Consider the following 20,754-nt stretch of genomic DNA (forward strand, 5'->3'; position numbering starts at 1 on the left):
GAGCCTCACAGGCTTCTCACAAGCAGTTGCCGTGAACTTCCCGGAGATTAGCCTGCCGCTCGAACCCACATCCAGGTATCGCCACAACTGTGGCCTATTTCAGCCGTCAACAGGCAGGAAATGCCACGATAGTTGACACGCAGCAGGTCAGGGCACCAGGATGCGGGACGCCGCGAGAAGGCCGCATAGGCAAGAGGGGTGACCTCCCGATGGCATTTCAGGCAGGAGGGCAGCGGTCGGTGCCGCGGCCCACCCCCACGACCCCCGAGGCCCAGGCCTATCTCCAGGACTACGCCGCGCTCCTGGAGGCCGTCCCCTTCCCTTCCTTCGTCGTCGACCACCGCTGGGACGTGGTGCTGGCCAACGGCGCCTTCCGGACACTCTTCCAGGGGGCCGGACCGCACCCGACGGCCATGCCCGACGACAACTTCCTCCGGTTCGTCCTCTTCCACCCGGACGCCTCCACCGTCCTCGGCGAGCACGAGTCGAGCTGGTGCCTGCCCATGCTGGCGCACTTCGCCGCGACCCTGGAGCGGTACGGCCACGACCCCGGTCTGCAGGCCGTGCGGCGCGACATCGCCCAGGACCCGATCATGGAGGCCGCCTACCGCCAGGGCCTGCCGCACTGGGTGCGTGCCGTGGGCGCGCGGGCCGTCGAACACGACGGTGCCGTACGGCCGCTGCACCACCCCGACCCGCGCCGGGGCACCACCGAATGCCGCGTCGTCATGGAGTCCTCCGGGACCCTCCAGGAGCTGGAGTGCACCCGGGTGACGCTGGTCCTGCGCGAACCGCGCCGCACCGCGCACCGGTCACCGCGGGCCGGCCGGGCCACCGCCCACCTGAGGGTGGTCCCCACCGCCGAGTGAACGGCGCGTCGCACGCCCACCGACCGGTCACCGGCCGTCCTCGCGATCTCCGGCGAGGCCGGCGATCCCGCGCGGTTCCCCTGCCGGCGTCTGCCGTTCGTCACGGCGGGGACAGCGGGCCGGGAGCAGACACCTGGACACCGAACCGCTCGACTCGCGGGCTCCGGGCGCGCTCCCCCCCCCGTGGGCTCCGGGCGCGCTCCCCCCCGTGGGCTCCGGGCGCGCTCCCCCCCGCGGGCTCCGGGCGCGCGCCCCCTCCCGCGAAGTTACCCATGCGTTCCGCACGCCGGAGTCATGACAGCGGCAACTGTGCGGCGCGGTACGCCGCGTGACAGCGTCTTCTCCGTCAGCGACCGGTGGGAGGGAGAAGGCGTGAACAAGGGCTACGCCGTGTACTGCGACGCGGACCCGCACTTCTACGACGCCCCGCACCGCACGACTCCCCGGACCGGCGCCTCGCGCTCCCGGTACGCTCTGGCCTCCTCGCCCGTACCGGAGGGGTGGCAGCGCCACGAGAGCGGTGACTGGCTCGCGCTGCGCCCGGTCGACACCGACCTGCCCGCCCAGGGCTGGAAGATCCACGTCTCCGCCTGCCTCGACAACGCGGAGTCCGTGCTCGACCGCGTGTGGCGGCACTGCGTCGCGGGCCGTGTCGCCTTCAAGTTCGTGCCCAGCCGCTACCTGCTGCACCAGCGCAACGCCAAGTACGCGGACCGGGCCGGCAGCGGCAAGTTCGTCACCGTGTACCCGGCGGACGAGGCGGAGTTCGAACGGCTCGTGGGCGAGCTGTCCGACCTGCTGGCCGGCGAGCCCGGGCCGCACATCCTGAGCGACTTGCGCATCGGCGAGGGCCCGGTGCACGTCCGGTACGGAGGCTTCACCCGCCGCGACTGCTACGACGCGGACGGGGAACTGCGGCCGGCCGTGGCCCGCCCCGACGGCGTGCTGGTGCCCGACCCGCGCGGCCCGGTCTTCCGCGTCCCGGACTGGATCGACCCGCCCGCCTTCCTGCGACCGCACCTCGACGCCCGCTCCGCGGTGACCGTGACCGACATGCCGTACACCGTCGAGTCGGCACTGCACTTCTCCAACGGCGGGGGCGTCTACCTCGCCCGCGACACCCGCACCGGTGAGCAGGTCGTCCTCAAGGAGGCCCGTCCGCACGCCGGGCTGGCGGCCGACGGCGCCGACGCCGTGGCCCGGCTGCACCGCGAACGCCGGGCGCTGGAGCAGCTGTCCGGCCTCGACTGCACGCCCGAGGTGCTCGACCACCTCACGGTCGGCGACCACCACTTCCTGGTCCTGGAGCACATCGACGGCAAGCCGCTCAACACCTTCTTCGCCCGCCGCCACCCGCTGATCGAAGCAGAGCCCGGCGAACGAAGACTGGCCGAGTACACCGCCTGGGCGCTCGACGTCCACGCGCGGGTGGAGCGCGCCGTCGAGGACGTCCACGCCCGGGGCGTGGTCTTCAACGACCTGCATCTGTTCAACATCATGATCCGGGACGACGACAGCGTCGCCCTGCTGGACTTCGAGGCCGCCCACCACGTCGACGAACCCGGCCGGCAGACCGTGGCGAACCCCGGGTTCGTGGCACCGCCCGACCGGCGTGGTGTGGCAGTGGACCGGTACGCCCTGGCGTGCCTGCGGCTCGCGCTCTTCCTCCCGCTCACCAGTCTGCTGGCGATCGACCGGCGCAAGGCGGCCCACCTCGCCGAGGTGGTGGCGGAGCACTTCCCGGTGGACCGGGCCTTCCTGGACGCGGCGGTCGACGAGATCACGCGGTCCGGCGAGGTCGCCCGGGACGACGAGGTCGCCCGGGACGACCGGGGCACGCGTGCCGGGGCGGCCCCGGCGGCGCGGCGTCCCTCGCCGCAGGCCGGGCCGCGGCCCGCGGGACCGGTGGCGCCGGTCCGGCCGGACGACTGGCCGCGCAGCCGGGACTCCATGGCGGAGGCGATCCTCGCCTCCGCCACCCCGGCCCGCACCGACCGTCTCTTCCCCGGTGACATCGCGCAGTTCGCCACGGCCGGCGGCGGGCTGTCGTTCGCCCACGGCGCGGCGGGCGTGCTGTACGCCCTGGCCGAGAGCGGGGCAGGACGGGACGAGGACGGCGAGCAGTGGCTGCTGGAACGCACCAAGCAGCCGCCGTCGGGCATGCCGCTCGGTTTCCACGACGGGCTCGCCGGCGTCGCCTGGACGCTGGAGCGCCTCGGCCACCGCGACCGAGCCCTCGACCTCACCGAACTCCTCCTGGAGCAGTCCTTCGACCACCTGGGTCCGGACCTGCACGGCGGTGCCGCCGGTCTCGGCCTCGCCCTGGACTCGCTGGCCGCGACCACCGGCCAGAGCGCGCCGCACTCGGCGGCCCTGCGCTGCGCCGAGCTGGCCGCCGAAGGCGGATCCCCGGGACGCGTGAGCCGAGGCCGAGCCCGCGCCGGACTGCTGCACGGCGGCGCGGGGCGTGCGCTGCTCTTCCTGCGCCTGTTCGAACGTACCCGGGACTCCGCGTTCCTCGACCTCGCCCACGACGCGCTGCGCCAGGACCTCGACCGCTGCGTCGTCGGCGCGGGCGGCGCCCTGCAAGTCGACGAGGGCTGGCGCACCATGCCCTATCTGGGCGCCGGCAGCGTGGGCATCGGCATGGTCCTCGACGACTACCTGGCACACCGGCCGGACGAGGAGTTCGCGCGGGCCCGCACCGAGATCGTGGCCGCGGCCCAGGCGATGTTCTACGCCCAGCCGGGCCTCTACCGGGGCGTGGCCGGCATGGTCCTGTACCTGGGCCGCACCACGGCCGCGGTGCCCGGTACCGGCCCCGAGGCCGTACGGCGCCAACTCGACGCCCTGTCCTGGCACGCGATGTCCTACCGCGACCGGCTGGCCTTCCCCGGCGAGCAGATGATGCGCCTGTCCATGGACCTCTCCACCGGAACGGCCGGATGCCTGCTGGCCGTCGCCTCCGTACTCGGCGACACGCGGGCCACGCTGCCGTTCCTTCCGCCGCCGCGCCCAGCGGCGGCCCCCCTGACTCGGCCCCACCCGGGGTCGTGAGAAGAACACCGTTGCCGGACGAAAGGAAGATGACATGAACCTGTTTGACCTGCAGTCGATGGAGACCCCGAAGGAAGAGGCCATGGGCGACGTCGAGACCGGGAGCCGCGCGAGCCTCCTGCTCTGCGGCGACAGCAGCCTGAGCATCACCACCTGTAACTGACGCACGAGTTCCAGACCGCGGCGACGTGCTGAGCCATGTCGCCGGGCGCGGGCGCCCCGGGTTCCGGCCCGGGGCGCCGACGCCTGCCCGCGCGGCACGTACGGAGGTGTTTCACCGGTGCGCACGAGCACGCCCGTGGCGCGGCACGCGCCCGGTACGCGGAACGGGACCGACGGTTCGCCGCCCGGACGCGCCCTGGCGGCACTGGTGCTGCTGTGCTCGGTCGGAGCGGCCGCGGCCGCCGTGGCCCAGCCCTTCGTCCTCGGCCGCACCCTGGACCTGCTGCTGCGCGACGGCGACGCGGGCCGGTGGCTCCCGCTGAGCGCCGGGCTGCTCCTGGGCGAACTGCTGCTGGACGGCGCGACCTCCCTGTTCACCGGCCGCTGCAACGCCACCTGGACGGCGTCCGTCCGCTCCCGTTCCCTGCTCGGACTGCTGCGCGCCGTACCCGAACACGCCCGCCCGCATCCGCCGGGGGACGTCGGGACCCGCGTGACCCTCAACGCCGCGGACGCGGGCGGCGCCCCGGCGGCCCGGGCGGCGCTGGCGGCCTCGCTGATCACCCCGCTGGGCGCGCTCGTGGCGCTGTTCCTCGTCGACGTGTGGGTGGCCCTGTGCGTCCTGGCCGGCCTGCCCGCGCTGGCGCTGGTGCTGCGCTCCTTCGCCCGCGACACGGGCGCCACCGTCGCCGCCTACCAGCGCACCCAGTCCCTGATCGCCTCGCGGCTCCTCGAAGCCCTGGAGGGCACCGCCACCATCACCGCGGCCGGAACCGGCGACCGGGAGCGCGCCCGCATCCTGGCGCCACTGACGGAACTGGCCGCCCAGGGACGGCACATGTGGGCCCTGCACGGGCGGGCCCTCGGCAGGAGCGGTGTCCTGGTCCCGCTGCTGACGCTGGTCGCCACCGCCGTCGGTGGGCTGCGCCTCGCGGCCGGCGCCCTGAGCGTCGGGGATCTGCTCGCCGTCGGCCGGTACGCCCAGCTCACCGCCGGCGTCGGCGCGGCCGCGTCCCTGCTCGGGGCGATCGTGCGGGCCCGCGAGGCCCGGCACCGGACCCTGGAGCTGGAACGGCTGCCCGCGCCGGAGTACGGCGCCCTGGGCCTGCCCCCGGGCGGACCCGGAGAGCTGGTCCTGCGCTCCGTGCGCGTGCTGCGCGACGGCAGACAGGTGCTGCGCGCCGACCACGTGCGGGTGCCCGGCGGCAGCACGGTCGCGGTCGTCGGCCGCAGCGGTGCGGGCAAGTCCGTCCTGGCCGCCCTGGCGGGGCGGCTGATCGACCCCGACGAGGGACACGTGCTGCTGGACGGCGTCCGGCTCGACCACCTGACCCGCGAAGCGCTGCGCGCGGAGGTGGCGTACGCCTTCGAACGCCCCGTCCTGGGGGAGGGCACCGTCGCCGAAGCGGTCGCCGCGGGACCGCGGCGGCTGTCGCGCGAGGACGTACGCCGCGCGGCCCGCGCGGCGGGCGCCGACGGTTTCGTACGCCGGCTGCCGGGCGGTTACGACACCCCGCTGCCGCAGGCGCCTCTCTCGGGCGGCGAACACCAGCGGCTGGGGCTGGCGCGGGCGTTCGCGCACGCCGGGCGGCTGCTGGTGATGGACGACGCCACCTCCAGTCTGGACACCGCCACGGAGCACGAGGTGAACCTGGCACTGCGCCGCTCGGTGCGGCCGGGCACCAGGCTCGTGGTCGCGCACCGCCCGTCGGTCGCGGACCGGGCCGACCTGGTGCTCTGGCTGGAGGACGGGGAGGTGCGTGCCGCCGGGACCCACCGCGAACTGTGGCACACGGCCGGCTACCGGGCGGTCTTCGGAGCCGGCGCCGGTGCCGGTGCCCACGCCGATGCCGGCACCGACGCCGACACCGGCACCGACACCGGCACCGGTGCCAACGCCGGCACCGACGCCGACGCGGACGGGACGGGGGGCACGAGGGTGGACGCGGGGCCCGGTCGCCGTCACGAGCCCGAGGAGGTGCGTCCGTGACGTCCGCCCGGCACCTCCGCGCCCCGGCACCGGACGACGCGGCGACCCGGGAAGCCGGGGCCGGGGCACTGCGCCGCCTCGCGCCACCGGCACGGCGTTTCCTCGCGCACCGCAAGGGCGTACTGGTGCGGCTCGGGCTCTTCTCGCTGGCCGAGTCGGCGCAGGCCTTCCTGGTGGGCCACGCCGTCGCCCGCTCCGTCGACGAGGGGTTCCTGGCGGGTGAACCGCGCCGGGGGATGTTGTGGCTCGGCGTCGCCCTGGTCGCCGTGGTGTCCGGCGCCCCGGTCGTCCGGGGCGTGTTCGCGCAGCTGGCCGGGCTGACGGAGCCGCTGCGGGACGGACTGGTGCGGCGCGCGGTCGACCGGTCCCTGGCCCCGGCGGCGCCGGCCGCACCCGGTGGGACGGACCGGGCGGCCGTCTCGCGGCTGACCAACCAGGTCGAGATCGCCCGGGACAGCTTCGCCGGCCTCGTCCTCACCCTGCGTTCCTTCGTCTTCACCGCGGCCGGCGCGCTGCTCGGCCTGCTGTCCCTGCATCCGGCTCTCCTCGTGGTGGTGCTGCCGCCGCTCGTGGCCGGTCTCGCGCTGTTCCTGGTGACGCTGCGGCCCATGGCGGCCGCCCAGCGCCGTGCCCTGGCCGCCGACGAGGCCCTGGGCGACCACGCGGCGCGCGCCCGCGCGGCGTTGCGGGACCTCGCCGCCTGCGGGACCGGCCCCCGGGCCGAGCGGCACGGCGCGGACCTGGTCGCCGAGGCCGCCGCCCAGGCCCGGACGCTGGCCGGATGGGCGGCGGTGCGCACCGTGGCGCTCGGCGTCGCGGGCCACCTGCCGGTGCTCGCGCTGCTGGTGGCGGTGCCGTGGCTGCGCGGGCGCGGGGTGAGCGCCGGGGCGCTGCTGGGCGCGTTCACCTATCTCGCGCAGTCCCTGCTGCCCGCCCTGCACACGCTGATGACCGCGCTGGGCGCGGCCGGGTCCCGGCTGCTGGTCGTCCTCGACCGGATCCTCGGCCCGGAGCCGGACACCACCGACGCCCCGGGGACGCCGGGCCCCCGAGCGGACACCGCAGCCGCGGGCCGTGCCCGCGACGGCGGCGCCCGGTCACCGGCCCACCGCGTCCACCCGCTGCCACGCCAGGCGAAGCCGCCGGCCGCGGCGGCTCCTGCGGTGGAACTGCGGTCCGTCACCCTGGCCTACGGGGTCCGCGCCGAGCCCGTGCTCGACTCGCTCGACCTGTGCGTCGCCCCGGGCGAACACCTCGCCGTCGTCGGCCCGAGCGGCATCGGCAAGTCGACCCTGACCCGCCTGGTCGCCGGAACCCTCGCACCGAGCGGCGGCGAGGTGAGGGTGGCCGGAGACGTGGTGACGGGGCGCCCCGCCGGCGAGCTGGCCGCCCTGCGGACCCTGGTCCCGCAGGAGGCCTACGTGTTCACCGGCACCGTCGGCGACAACCTCGCGTACCTGAGGACCGACGCGCGCCGGGAGGAACTCGACGCGGCGGTGGCGGCGTTCGGTCTGCGGCCCCTGGTCGAACGGCTGGGCGGGCTGGACGGCCCGGTGCGGCCCGCCGAGCTCTCGCCGGGGGAGCGGCAACTGCTCGCGCTGGTCCGCGCGTACCTGTCGCCGGCCCCCCTGCTGCTGCTCGACGAGGCCACCTGCCATCTCGACCCGGCGTCCGAGGCCCGCGCCGAGGAGGCCCTCGCGCGGCGGCCAGGGACACTGCTCGTGGTGGCACACCGCCTGTCCTCGGCGGTCCGCGCCGACCGGACGCTGGTCCTGGACGGCGTGGGGGCGCAGTGCGGCACGCACGACGAACTGCTGGGCCGGTCGCCGCTCTACCGGGACCTGGCGGGCCACTGGAACGGGGCGCAGCCCCGGCCGATGTGACGGCGGCCCGCCGTCCGGTGCCGCGAGCGGGGCGGCGGTCGCCTCACGTCCAGCCGGCGCTCTGGAGGATGCGGATCGCGTCGACCCGGTTGCGGGCGCCCACCTTGCGGATCGCCGTGGCCATGTAGTTGCGGACCGTTCCCCGGGACAGGTGCAGGCGCGCCGCTATCTCGGCGATCGGCGACCCCTGGGAGGCCAGGGTCAGCACGCCCAGCTCCCGCGTGGTCAGCGGCATCGCCGCGCCCTCCAGCAGCGCCACGGTGAGCGTCTCGTCCAGGAAGCGCTCGCCCTTGGCGACCGTGTGCACCGCGGTGATCAGCCGGTGGGCCGGGGCGTTCTTGTCGACCAGCCCCAGGGCGCCCCCGTCGAACGCCCGCCGCAGTACGCCCGGCCGCTTGGCGGTCGCCAGGACCACGAGCCGGTCCCCGCAGCGGGCCCGTAAGCGCGCGGACCGTGCGTCGCCCGGCCCCGTCAGGCACTCCCCGTCCACGACGCAGACGTCCGCAGGCAAGGTCTCGCCCTGCGGACCGTCCGCGTCGGGACACTGCGCGGACACCTCCAGCGTGTCGTCTGATCTGAGCAGTTGCACCAGCGCCGACCGCAGCAGCTCCTCGTCGTGCACCACGACCGTACGAACCATCTGCCCCACCCCATGTCGAAGGCGGTCCCGTTCGGACCGCCGGCTTCGCGCGCCCCCGCGCCACGGGCCATGTGCCCACGTGCGGGACGGTGGAACACGACACGTACGCCCGTGCGAACCGCAACGAAACCAATTCGCCGTCGTCACAGCCCTGTCGGGGGACGGGAGAGGCGGGTGTGCGAGTGAAGAAGGGCGGATAACACACCAGTCCGGGGCCGGCGCCGTCCGTTCGGGAGCCGGTGGGTGGCCGTCGTGTCCGCTTACCGGGCCCGGGCGGCCTGGCCAGGGCGGTGTCCCGCCCGCCGGGGGTGGGCCCCGCTCGCCGGCCCGGCCGGAACGGAACGGGGTGCGACCGGGGCGGGCCCGGCCGAAAATCGTCGCTCTGCAATCTGGCGCGAAAGGACCGCGCCCGGCACCGTCCGGCACTGTCGGTGGGCGCCCCTAGTCTTTGGCCAACGTTGCAGCGGAGCGTGCCGATCGGGGCACGCCGCACCCGCTGTGCCGCGAGTCCTAGTGGTCGGGAGAGGCGAAGAGCTGATGGGTTGGCTGGCAGCGGGGGACGCGTACGAAGTGGCCCTGGTCAAGGGGCGCGTGGTGGCACGGTCCACGTCGGCACGGTCCCCGGAGCAGGGAACGCGGGAGCGCGACCTGCCCGCGGAGATACGGGACCGGCCCGAGGTGCTCGAACTCCAGCGTTTCGCCGAGTGGCTCGACCGGCACGCCGCCGAGTGCGCGGCGCGGGTCGACCGGTGGATGGTGTCCTCGCTGCCGGTGCCGACGGGGCTCCTCGCCCGGGTCTGGCCCGACGAGGCCTGGCAGACGGCACTGCGGGACATCGTGGTGGTCGGCGACGGCGCCGAGCAGGTCGGCTTCCTGCGCGACGCCGACGAGGCGGACGGACTGCGGGTGGTGAACCTGGACGGCGAGACCGTCCGTGTCAGTGCCCCCACGGTGACCATGCCCCACCCGGTCCTCCTGCCCGGCCTGGAGGAACTCCGCGCCTTCGCGGCCGAACTGGGGGTGATCCAGGGCGTGGAGCAGATCCACCGCGCCACCTGGCGCCGGCCCGCCGGGGCGGACGGCGCCGCCGGGTCCGTCTCCGAGTTCGCGGGCGCCGAGTACCGCTCGTGGTTCCACCTGTCCGCCCGGGCCACGTCCCTCGGCTACCGGATATCCGGCAGCAGTGTCGTGGACCGGATCCGGGACGCCGGACGCATCGTCACCGCCTCCGTCGGCATGAGCGACCCCTACACCGAGGAGAGGGCCTGGACCGGCAGCCTGAGCTGGCACGACGAGGGCGGGCAACGGCGTCTGACGGGGCCCGAAATCGGACCCGTCGCCTGGTCCGAGGGCATGCGCATGGCCGCGGCCCTGCACGCCGGCCGCACCGTGCCCGCGGACGACGCCCGGTGAACGGCACGGCAGCGGACCGCACACCCACGAAAGGCACACGGACCATGAGTGACGGCACCACCCGGGACACGGCGACGGCAGAGGTGGAGGAGCTGCTGCGGGCCGGTGCGGTGCTCCCGCCGGGCACCACCGGGGGAGGCGACCGGGCGGTGCCCGTGTTCGCCCGGGCCTACCGGCATCCGGGGCTCGACGGCCGGATCGTCGTACGCCTGACGCCCGCAGACCCGGACCCGGCGGATCCGTCCGCCGCGGAGAGCGCGGGAGGGGCGTTCCTCGGAATGCGGCCCGAGGGCGAGCCGGCCGAGGTCGGTGTCGGCCATCACCGGGCCATGGGCTTCCCCGAGTGGGTGCTGGTCCGCCACCCCTCCGACGGCCATCTCGCGATGTCACTGGTCGAGGAGATGACCAAGGTCGCCCGGGCCGTGCGCTCCCGGCCGAAGCGGGCCCGCGCCGCCTACGAGTCGATCGGCGAGCGCCTCGCCGGCTCCGTGCCGCACTTCCTGCCGACCTTCTTCGAGGAGGCCGGCCGGGTGTTCCTGACCGCCCACCAGCAGGCGTACGCCTCCCAGATGTTCGTCAACGCCCGCAAGGCCGAGACGGCGCACGCCCTGCCGTTCGACGAGGCCCGCATGGACGCGGTGTTCCTGGAGTTCGCCCTCGCCGACGCCATGCCCACCAAGGTCCTCTCCGGTTACGCCAAGGGCCTTTCCTCCCGGGTGCCGGCCGCCACCGCCTTCCGGCACCTGCGTGGGCTCTTCGTCCGGCTCGCCGCGCACGGGGTGGCACCGTCGAGCCCCGGCGCCGCCGATCTGCGCAGGCTGGCGAAGGCCGCCGCGGGCAGGGACGCGCTCGCCGAGGAGACGGCCTACCTGCGCGAGGTGCTGCCGCTGCCCGGCACCCGCAAGGCGCCGCCCGGCTGGTGGAAGGCCCACCGCGCCGCGCTGCTCGAACTGACCCGGCGCGACCCCGCCGCCCGCGGCATCCTTCTGGGACTGCTGCCCGCGGGGTGGGAGCAGGACGAGCTGGGACAGTGGCTCGACCTGCTGGAGAGGACCGGGGCCACCGAAGGTCTGTGCGACGGCACGCTGCCCGCCGAGGAGCGTTCCCCCGACGGCACCGCGGGCTGGACGCGCAGGTTCCTCGCCCTGTGCCGCACCGACGAGCGGCGCCTGGCACCGCCGGAGCTCTACCCGCTCGTCGACCGGCTGGCCGACACCCTCCGCGCCGAACTCGACACCGAGGGCGGCACGTTGCGGCCGCCCGTCGGCGACGTCGACCTCCTCGACCAGCTCCTCGCCCTGCGCGTCCCGGTCGCGGACCCCGAGCCGACGCCCGGCCTGAACCTGGAGCACTGGGCGGCCCGCGACCAGCGGCGCGACCTCGTCGCCCTGGCCGCCGACACCCGTTTCCGCGCGGCCTTCCGGCGCGGCTGCCCCGGCTACGAACGCGAGGACATCGACCGGCGCACCGTGACCCGGCTGGCGCGGTCGCCGGGCGGACGGCCGATGCTCGCCGAGTGGGTCGTGGAGGTGAGCCGCAGGTATCTCACCGCTCCGCTGGGCGAGTTCGCCCTCCACGACGGCCCCTTCCAGACGCTGGGATGGCTGCCGGGCGAGGTCCTGGCCACCGCCGGGCAGGAGGTGCGCGACGCCCTCGGCGTCGGCATGGCCCCCGGGCTCGCCCGCACCCTGCGGGGCGGGATACTCGACGAACTGGGCTGGCCCGCCTGGGAGGAGGCGGTCGGCTCGCCCGCGTCACCCGAGAACGCGCGGAGCACGCGGGTGGGCGAGGCCTGGCCGTATCTGATCGTCCTGCGCGGCGGCAGCGCCCGGGTGATCGGCGCGCAGGACACGGTGCTCAGTCACGAGCTGCGCCTCCCCGACACGCCGGAACGCTGGGGCAGCGACGCGCGGTACGTGGACGGCGGGCTGCTCGTCGTCTGGCGCGAGCGCTCGAAGGACGGCTCGTACGGCTACTGGTACGACGCCGGCACCGGCGCCTCGGAACCGGTCGAGGTCGACGGCGACGTCCGCTCCCCCTACGCCTGCCACGCGGACGGGAGCGGGGGGAACGACAACGGCATGCCGCCCGCCTCCCTCCCGCTCCCCGGAGGCGGCCGGACCACCGGCTGGGGCGCGTTCCGCCGGGGGGACGTCCACGTACCGCACCGCAGGCCGGTGATCAGCGACGGCGGGAAGTACTGGGTCTGGATCAGGGACTGGGCCGACGCCGGGAACAGCGCCTGGTTCGCGTACGACCCGGCCGACGGCACGGTGGGGGAGCGCGACGAGCCGGACTGGTTCGCGCAGGGGCTGCGGACCGCGCCGGAGGGCAGCACCCTCGACACCGCCTGGCTGCTGCCCGCCCCCTCGACCGCGACGGGACCGGTGGCCGCCCCGGTGGACGGGGTCCTCGGCTGGCGGGTCCTCACGCTGCCCGACGGCTCGCGACGGGGCGAGGACCTGTCGGGTCGCTCGGTCGTCGTGCCGCCGCGCGTCGGCGGAAGCCCGGAGCACGCACTCGTCTTCCCCGGCACCGACCGGACGCTGACCGTGATGCGGTGGTCGAGCAGTCTCCAGCTGCGGGACGCCGAAGGCGCGGTCCTCGCCCACGTCGGCGACCGCCAGACGGCCGGCCCCTTCTCCGCCGGCACCCCGTTGCTGCCGCCCCTGCGGTACTGGCCCCTGCTCCGGACCCGTGACCCGCAGGGCTCCGCCGCCCTGCGCCGGCTCGGCGACGACGTGGCGGCGGCCCTGCTCGCGGCGGCCGGGACCGAGCCGCCCGAGGAAGGAACCGAGGACCGGGACGCGGTGCTCGGCGCCGTCCGCACCCTGCTGCCGGAGGTCGGCCACGAGGCGCTGCGCAAGGGCATCGGCGGCGTGGCCCGGTACGCCGCCGAGCAGCAGCGCACCCTGGACGCCGTACTCGCGCGGCTGGACGCGGAGGTCCGGGGCGCCGCCCCGCGGGAACGGGAACCCCGGCCCGCTCTCGGTGACAGCGCGCTCGCCTCCGCGCTGAACGGCGCCGGCCTGACCGAACGGGACAAGCGCTGGTACTTCGACTTCCACCACAACCTCTTCGGGCTGCCGCACCTCCTCGCCTCGTCGATGAGAGGCCCGGCCGAGCCGGCGGCCACGGGCACCACGCCCCTGTCGCTCGACCGGCACGGGCCGCTGGGGCACCTGAACGCGGTGGCCCTGCCCGAACTCCCCGCCGTACTCGCGCTGAGGGCGGCCTCGGAGGCCACCGTGGCCGAACACCGGCAGGCACTCGACACCTTCCTCGCCGAACTGGACGCACAGGGACTGACGGAGCCGGACCCCGCCCACTGGCGCCGGGTCCGGCTGGCCTTCGACCCGGCCGCGTCCGGCGGTCCGGGTGCCGCGCCCGGGCACACCAACGGGTCCGTGCTGGAGCTGGGCGGCGGCGCGTTCCTCGTCTTCCCCGCCGCCTGGTACCAGTTCGTCCGCGAGTACGGCCCCCACGAGGTCAAGGGCAGGCACTTCGGCGCGGTGTACCACGATCCGTCCGGCCGCTTCGAGACACCCGCCCCCTACACACCGGTGTCCGAGGAGCCGTTCCTGCCGGAGCCCACCCGGGCGCCCGGCTGGGTCGCCGCCTTCCGCGCCGAACTGGCCGCACGCGGCCCGGCCCCCTGGCGTCCGGCCGCCGCCGAGGAGTTCGCCCGGCTCACCGGGGTCACCCCGACCACGGCCCGGCTGGTGCTCGCCGGAATGCCGCAGATCGACGACAGGCGCCAGGCCGTGCCCTCCGCCACCCTGAAGGTCATCGGCGTGAAGACGGCCGACGCCCGCGTGTCCAAGGACGAGCTGAGGTCACTCGACAGCGGAGCCCTGCGCGCCGTCCTCGCCGCGCTGCTGCCCACCGAGCCGTCACGGCTGTGGACCCACGGCCCCGACGCCGCCGGCGCGGCCGAGGTCTGGAACGAGCGTCTCGGCCGGCGCACCCCGCTGCCCGAAGACGTGCTGCACGACGCCGTCCGCACCGTCGAACCCGTGGGCTGGGCCCCCGCCGACGCCCTGCGCGGCTTCGCCGACCTGGCCACCGAGCCCCGGCTGACGACTGACCTGACCTGGAGCTTCGGCCGCTACTACCTGGAAACCGCCGAGCAAACGCCCCGCTTCGACAGCGCGGTCCTCAAGGGATCGGTGGCCGTGGCCGCCTGGCTGGCCCACCGGCTCCCGTCCGGCGACCCGCTCCGGGCCGTCCTGCCCGGCGTCCTGACGGCGCTGCGCGAGCGCCTGGCCCACCCCGGTCTGCTGCTCGCCCTCGACCGGCGGGGCATCGACTGGCAGGCGTTCCGACGGACCGCCGGGGACCCCGTGGAGACCGGCGACGGCTTCGAACGGTACGGGGCGGTCGTCCTGGGCACCGAGCGCACGGAGCCGCTTCCCGCCATCCGGCCCGCGCTGCTGGACGCGGCCGGCCACGACCCCCACCTGGCGGCACTGCACACCGGTGAGCGGCTGAACGCCCAGGAGACCGCACTGCGCCTGGTCCACGACAGGCCGTTCGCCGAGCTGCTCGCCGACCCGGGCGACCCGATGGCCGGCCGGCGCGACGCGGACGGGCAGTGGTGGCCCCAGGACCCCGCCCGCTCGGTGCCCGACCTGGTCGACGAGGCGGCGAAGCGGTACGGCATCGGCGAGGACGCCGCCGTCCTGTACCTGATGCTGCTCGCCATGCCGGACCCCACCGACCGCAACACCGCCCGCTGGACCGGCTGGGGCGGACGACGCGGCGGCACGGCCAGACTCCGCGCCGCCCGCGCCGAACTCGCCGCCACCGACCTCGTGGTGGAGGGCAGCCGCGCCAAGGCCGGACGCACGCTGTTCCTGCCCGGCGGCTGGACCCGGTTGCCGAACCCGCACACACCGCTGGAGCGTTGGAAGCTGCCGCTGTACGGCCTGCTGGAGGACGAGACGCCCGTCCTGGGCGTCGTCGTGCCCACCAGGCCCGTCGCCGGACTGTACCGCGAGGCCTGGCAACGCCTCCGGGACGGGGACGGGCCGCGCCTGGAGCAGCTGGAGGTGCCGCGACCGCGCACGCGCACGCGCCGGCGCTGACGCTGACGCGCGGGGATGTGCGGGGACGGCCGCGCGCGACCGTCCCCGCACATCCCCCCTTCTTCGGTCCCTCGGGGCCGTCAGCGCTCCAGTTCCCTGTGTGCCGTCTCCGGCAGCCGCAGGTACACCAGCGAGGACAGCAGACACAGGACGGCGACGTACCAGGGGAAGAGCCCGGAATGCCCCAGGTCCTTGAAGAGCGTGCCCACGTAGGGCGCCGTGCCGCCGAACAGCGCCACCGTGAGCGAATAGGGGAAGCCGATGCCGGCCGCCCGCACCCGGGGCGGGAAGACCTCGGCGTTGACGGCGGCGCTGATGGAGGTGAAGCCGGTCAGCAGGACCATGCCGGCGCACTGCACGAGCAGCAGCACGGCGAAGGAGTCGCGCAGCGAGTGCAGCAGCGGCACGCTCAGCAGCGCGAACCCCACGCCGAAGAAGAGCAGCAGGGGGCGGCGCCCGAACCGGTCGGAGAGCATGCCGCCGAGCGGCTGGAGCAGCCCGAAGAAGGCCAGCGAGATCGTCCCCGCGAGCAGCGCGTCCGACTTGGCGACGCCCGCTTCGAGTTCGGCGTACGTCGGCAGGTACGACGTCCACGTGTAGTAGGCGATGGTGCCGCCCGCCGTGATGCCGCAGATCAGCAGCGACTCGCGCGGATGACGGCGCAGTGCCTCGAACAGGGCGGGCCGCGGCGCCCGCTGCTGCTCGGTGCTGCGGGTCTCCTGGGCACCCTGCCGGATCCAGAAGCCGACCAGGCTGAGGACGGCGCCGCACACGAACGGGACCCGCCATCCCCAGCCGTTCATCCGGTCCTCGCTCAGCGTGTCCACCAGCAGCGTCGCTAGCCCGGAGGCCACCAGCTGCCCCGCCGTGGTCGACACGTACTGGAAGCTGGAGAACAGACCGCGCCGGCCGGGCCCCGCCGACTCCACCAGGAAGGTCGTCGACGCCGCGAACTCACCGCCCACCGAAAGCCCCTGGAGCAGCCGTGCCAGGACCAGGACCACCGGCGCCAGCACCCCGGCCGCCGCGTACGTCGGGGTCAGCCCGACCAGCAGACTGCTGCCGCCCATCAGCAGGATCGTGACGGTCAGCGCGGCGCGCGCCGCCCCCGCCGGTCCGCGATCGCGCCCATCAGCAGCCCGCCGACCGGCCGCATGAAGAAGCCCACCGCGAACACGGCGAACGTCGACAGCAGCGGCACCAGCGAGTTGTCCGCGCTCCCGGGGAAGACCTGGTCCGCGATGTAGGTGGCCAGGAAGGTGTAGGCGTACCAGTCGTACCACTCGACGGCGTTGCCCACCGAGGCGGCGAGGAGCTGGCGTACGGGCCGGCGGGCAGCCGGGGAGGGCGGAGCGTCCGTGTGCATGCCTGTCATGATCGCGACCATCCCCGGGCGGCGGGCCCGGCACACCTCGCGTACCGGTGACTTTCACATGAGCGCCACCGGACCCTTCCCTGACGTTTGCTGCTCCTGGAACACTCCTTTCGCGCGCATTACGTCATCTTCCGGCACCGTCCGGCCGGTTGAACCCCCCCAAGGCGAGAGGTCCCTCACCCCATGGCCGAAGTCAACCGGCGCAGATTCCTCCAACTCGCGGGCGCCACCACGGCGTTCAGCGCCCTGTCCGCGAGCATCGACCGGGCGGCCGCCCTCCCGGCGAACCACCGTTCGGGATCGATCGAGGACGTCGAGCACATCGTCGTCCTGATGCAGGAGAACCGTTCGTTCGACCACTACTTCGGCAGGCTGCGCGGTGTCCGCGGCTTCGGCGACCCGCACCCGGTGACGCTCGACGACGGCAGGTCGGTGTGGCACCAGCGCAAGGGCGACGGCACGGAGGTGCTGCCCTTCCACCCGGAGGCCGACGACCTCGGCATGCAGTTCCTCGAAGGGCTGCCGCACGGCTGGTCCGACGGCCAGGACGCCTTCCACAACGGCAAGTACGACCGCTGGCTGCCCGCCAAGGGCACCACCACGATGGCGTACCTGACCCGTGAGGACATCCCCTTCCACTACGCGCTCGCCGACACCTTCACCGTCTGCGACGCCTACCACTGCTCCTTCATCGGCTCCACCGACCCCAACCGCTACTACCTGTGGTCGGGGCACACCGGCAACGACGGGCAGGGCGGCGGCCCGGTCCTCGGCAACGACGAACGCGGTTACGACTGGACGACGTACCCCGAGCGGCTGGAGGCGGCCGGGGTCTCCTGGAAGATCTACCAGGACACCGGCGACGGCCTCGACGCGGCCGGCGGCTGGGGCTGGATCGACGACCCCTACCGCGGCAACTACGGCGACAACTCCCTGCTGTACTTCAACACCTACCGCAACGCGAAGCCCGGCGACCCCCTGTACGACAAGGCCCGCACCGGCACCGACGCCAAGAGCGGCGAGGGCTACTTCGACCGGCTCCGCGCCGACGTGAAGGCGGGCCGGCTGCCGAAGATCTCCTGGATAGCCTCCCCGGAGGCGTTCTCCGAGCACTCCAACTGGCCGTCGAACTACGGCGCCTGGTACATCTCCCAGGTCCTGGACGCCCTCACCTCCAACCCGGCGGTGTGGGCGAAGACGGCCCTGTTCATCACGTACGACGAGAACGACGGCTTCTTCGACCACGTGGTGCCGCCGCTGCCGCCGAAGTCCGCCGCACAGGGCCGCTCCACCGTCGACGTCTCCCTGGACGTCTTCGCGGGCGGCGGGACCCAGCGCGAGGGCTTCTACGGGCTGGGCCCGCGCGTGCCCATGCTGGTCGTCTCCCCGTGGAGCAAGGGCGGCTTCGTCTGCTCCGAGACCTTCGACCACACCTCGGTGATCCGCTTCATGGAGCGCCGCTTCGGCGTCCGCGAGCCGAACATCTCACCGTGGCGCCGTGCCATCTGCGGCGACCTGACCTCGGCCTTCGACTTCTCCCGCACGGACAGCCGCCCGGCCCGCCTGCCGGACACCGACGCCTACGAGCCGCCGGACCGCGAACGCCACCCGACCTACCGGCCGACGCCGCCCGCCGAACCCGGCATGCCCCGTCAGGAGCGTGGGACGCGTCCCTCCCGGCCGCTGCGCTACGACCCGTACGTGGACGGTGCCCCCGACACCGCGGCCGGGAAGTTCACGCTGACCTTCGCCTCCGGCACCCGGGCCGGCGCCGCCTTCCTCGTCACCTCGGGCAACCGCACCGACGGTCCCTGGACGTACACCACCGAGGCCGGCAAGACCCTCGCTGACACCTGGAACTCGGCGTACTCCGGCGGTGCCTACGACCTGACCGTGCACGGCCCGGCCGGCTTCCTCAGGGTCTTCCGCGGCGCCAACCGGGTCGCCGGGCCCGCCGGACCCGAGGTCACCGCACGGCACCACGGCGACGACCTCCGGCTCACCGTCACCCACACCGGGACCGGCACGGCCCGGCTCCGGATCGCGAGCGCCTACGGCGGCCGCCCCCGGACCCTCACCGTGCGCCCGGGTGCCACCGTGCACCACACCGTCGACCTCGCGGACAGCCTGCGCTGGTACGACGTGACGGTCACCGCGGAGGCCGACCCGGCCTTCCTGCGGCGCTTCGCCGGTCACGTGGAGAACGGCCGGCCGGGGGTGAGCGACCCGGCGTTGATCACCGACTGAGGCCGGGGCCGAGGGAGGACCGCGACTACAGCCGTGTGAGGTGCCCCGGCCCCGGCTGCCGGGGCACCAGCACGGCCCCCGCCTGCCCCGGCCCGTCGGCCTCCGGCCCGGGTGATGCCGGGAAACCGGAGACCGCGGGCGGGAGCGCCGAAGGTTCGGACAGAGCGGCCTCGGGCAGAGCGGGCGCGGGCACGGATCCGGCGGGCCCGGGTCCGGGTCCGCCCGAGGCCGGGGTCGCCCGGCTCAGCTGGAGCACACCCCAGGCGGCCAGCGCCGCGCCGGTCAGGGCGAGGAGCACGCCACCCGCGCCGCCCCTGAGCCGCTCCCCGAGCAGGGCGAGCCCGATCACCGCGGCGGCCACCGGATTGGCCAGGGTCACCACCGCCAGCGGGGCGCCGAGGCCACCCCGGTAGGCGGTCTGGGACAGCAGCAGGCCACCCGTCGCGAAGGCCGCCACCAGCACGGCCACGCCGATCACCTGGACGCTGAGCAGCGGCCCCGACCGGTCGGTGACGGCGACGGTCACGGTCTGGGTGAGCGCCGAGGCGACGCCGGAAGCGATGCCGGACGCCGTCGCGTGCCGGAGCCCCGGCCGGGTGCCGGGCCGCGAGAGCATCCCGATCAGCGCCGCCGTCGCAGCGGAGACCGTCAGCGCCTCGGGCACGCTCAGCACGTCGTCCGGCGCGGGCCCGGACGCGGTGAGCAGCAGCGCGCCGAGCCCCAGCAGCGTCAGGCCGGTGCCCCGCCACTCGATCGCGCTCACCCGCCGGCCCGCCAGCCGTGCCCCCAGGGGCACCGCCGCGACCAGGGTGAGCGCCCCCAGCGGCTGGACCACGGTGAGAGGACCGTACTTGAGCGCCACGACGTGCAGCAGCGCGGCCGAGGCGTTCAGTGCCACCGCCCACCACCAGGCACCGGAGGCCAGCATCCGCAGCGGACCGGCGCCGGAGGCGCGCGAGGCCAGCCGCTCCTGCGCGACGGCCGCGGCGGCGTAGGCGCAGGCGGAGACGAGCGAGAGCAGTACGGCGACGAGCGCGGCGTTCATCGGCCCGCTCCGACCAGCTCGGGCCGGTCGGCCGACGACCGGGGCCGGACCTCGGCCCGCCGGTGGGGCAGGACGCACCGCGACCGCTGCGACGGCCGCGGCAGCCGGAGCACCGTCAGCGCGAGACCGAGCAGGGCGGTCGCCACGATCACGTCGAGCCAGTAGTGGTTCGCGGTGCCCACGATCACCAGCAGCGTCGCCAGCGGATGCAGCAGCCACAGCCACCGCCACCGCGTCCGCGTCGCGACGATCAGCCCGATCGCCAGCATCAGGGCCCAGCCGAAGTGCAGCGAGGGCATCGCCGCGAACTGGTTCGACAACGCGTCGGTGCGCGGTGGCCCGTACACCGAGGGACCGAAGACCCCGGCCGTGTCGATCAGGCCGGTCGCGCCCAGCATGCGCGGCGGCGCGAGCGGGAACAGCAGGTGCAGCACCAGCGCGGCGCCGGTCACGGCGGCCAGGACGCGGCGGGCCCAGACGTAGTGCGCGGGCCGGCGCAGGTAGAGCCAGACCAGGAAGGCCAGGGTCGCCGGGAAGTGCACGGCGGCGTAATACGTGTTCGCCCCGTGGATCAGCGTGTCGCCGTGCAGGAGCAGGGACTGCACCGAGCCCTCGTCGGGCAGCCGGAGCACGCGCTCCCAGTCCCAGACGCGGTGGGCGTTGCGGAAGGCCTCGGCGGTGTGCCCCGTCGCCAACTGCCGTCCGAACTTGTACACGAGGAAGAGTCCGGCCACGAGCAGCAGCTCGCGGACGAGTGGTGGGCGCGCGGGCGCGTCCGGCCCCGCTGGTGCAGGCTCGCTGCGGGCATTCATCCCCCGGCCCCTTCGCTGACGGTGGTGCGTGTGGCTCGTCGGGTACGGGGGCGTGTGACGGTTGTCATCGATACGACCTCGTTCCGATACGCCAGTGTACCGATACGGTGGTGTACCGGTACACTGGCGTATCGATAGACATACGACACACTGGGCGCGGGGCCGGGCACGGCT

11 protein-coding genes and 1 pseudogene are annotated in these 20,754 nt (G+C 74.8%); 8 read left to right on the plus strand and 4 right to left on the minus strand.

The features are described from left to right. Positions 1 to 209 precede the first annotated feature (209 nt). The 5 genes from ACIBCJ_RS00220 to ACIBCJ_RS00240 all read left to right on the plus strand — a co-directional run bounded on the left by ACIBCJ_RS00220 (position 210) and on the right by ACIBCJ_RS00240 (position 7,961). Positions 210 to 869, plus strand: a complete 660-nt coding sequence (locus ACIBCJ_RS00220) for a hypothetical protein (protein WP_365981422.1) — start codon at positions 210 to 212, stop codon at positions 867 to 869. Between the two features lie 372 nt (positions 870 to 1,241). After that, on the plus strand, positions 1,242 to 3,926 hold the full coding sequence (gene lanKC / locus ACIBCJ_RS00225) for a class III lanthionine synthetase LanKC (RefSeq protein WP_365981456.1): 2,685 nt from the start codon (positions 1,242 to 1,244) through the stop codon (positions 3,924 to 3,926). Between the two features lie 34 nt (positions 3,927 to 3,960). Beyond that, on the plus strand, positions 3,961 to 4,089 hold the full coding sequence (locus ACIBCJ_RS00230; protein ID WP_003972313.1) for a SapB/AmfS family lanthipeptide: 129 nt from the start codon (positions 3,961 to 3,963) through the stop codon (positions 4,087 to 4,089). Positions 4,090 to 4,206: 117 nt separating this feature from the next. After that, a complete protein-coding gene (locus ACIBCJ_RS00235; RefSeq protein ID WP_365981423.1) occupies positions 4,207 to 6,078 on the plus strand; it encodes an ABC transporter ATP-binding protein in 1,872 nt (623 codons plus the stop codon). A 68-nt stretch (positions 6,079 to 6,146) separates the two neighbouring features. Continuing rightward, on the plus strand, positions 6,147 to 7,961 hold the full coding sequence (locus ACIBCJ_RS00240) for an ABC transporter ATP-binding protein (RefSeq protein ID WP_365981457.1): 1,815 nt from the start codon (positions 6,147 to 6,149) through the stop codon (positions 7,959 to 7,961). A 43-nt stretch (positions 7,962 to 8,004) separates the two neighbouring features. Here ACIBCJ_RS00240 and ACIBCJ_RS00245 read toward each other — a convergent pair whose 3' ends face one another. After that, positions 8,005 to 8,610, minus strand: a complete 606-nt coding sequence (locus ACIBCJ_RS00245; protein WP_362091052.1) for a response regulator transcription factor — start codon at positions 8,608 to 8,610, stop codon at positions 8,005 to 8,007. Positions 8,611 to 9,138: 528 nt separating this feature from the next. On the opposite strand from ACIBCJ_RS00245, the gene ACIBCJ_RS00250 reads away from it, so the two are divergent. Both ACIBCJ_RS00250 and ACIBCJ_RS00255 read left to right on the plus strand, forming a co-directional pair. Next, positions 9,139 to 10,014, plus strand: coding sequence for a DUF4132 domain-containing protein (locus ACIBCJ_RS00250; protein WP_365981424.1), 876 nt, complete (start codon positions 9,139 to 9,141; stop codon positions 10,012 to 10,014). A 44-nt stretch (positions 10,015 to 10,058) separates the two neighbouring features. Beyond that, entirely contained in the window at positions 10,059 to 15,101 is a 5,043-nt protein-coding gene (locus ACIBCJ_RS00255) for a DNA-binding protein (RefSeq protein WP_365981425.1), read from the plus strand. 80 nt (positions 15,102 to 15,181) lie between these two features. Here ACIBCJ_RS00255 and ACIBCJ_RS00260 read toward each other — a convergent pair. After that, positions 15,182 to 16,488: pseudogene (locus ACIBCJ_RS00260) on the minus strand (MFS transporter). Between the two features lie 171 nt (positions 16,489 to 16,659). Between ACIBCJ_RS00260 and ACIBCJ_RS00265 the strand changes: the two are divergent. After that, the gene (locus ACIBCJ_RS00265; protein WP_362511632.1) at positions 16,660 to 18,723 is read left to right on the plus strand and encodes a phosphocholine-specific phospholipase C; all 2,064 of its coding nucleotides are present in this window, start codon (positions 16,660 to 16,662) and stop codon (positions 18,721 to 18,723) included. A gap of 25 nt (positions 18,724 to 18,748) precedes the next feature. Here the strand turns inward: ACIBCJ_RS00265 and ACIBCJ_RS00270 are convergent, their stop codons facing one another. Continuing rightward, positions 18,749 to 19,768, minus strand: coding sequence for a hypothetical protein (locus ACIBCJ_RS00270; RefSeq protein ID WP_365981426.1), 1,020 nt, complete (start codon positions 19,766 to 19,768; stop codon positions 18,749 to 18,751). Continuing rightward, on the minus strand, positions 19,765 to 20,580 hold the full coding sequence (locus ACIBCJ_RS00275) for a phosphatase PAP2 family protein (RefSeq protein WP_362091067.1): 816 nt from the start codon (positions 20,578 to 20,580) through the stop codon (positions 19,765 to 19,767). The genes ACIBCJ_RS00270 and ACIBCJ_RS00275 overlap by 4 nt, the downstream gene beginning before the upstream one ends. Positions 20,581 to 20,754: the final 174 nt, after the last annotated feature.

It is taken from the genome of Streptomyces sp. NPDC051136, from assembly GCF_044455745.1.
Classification (GTDB): Bacteria; Actinomycetota; Actinomycetes; order Streptomycetales; family Streptomycetaceae; genus Streptomyces.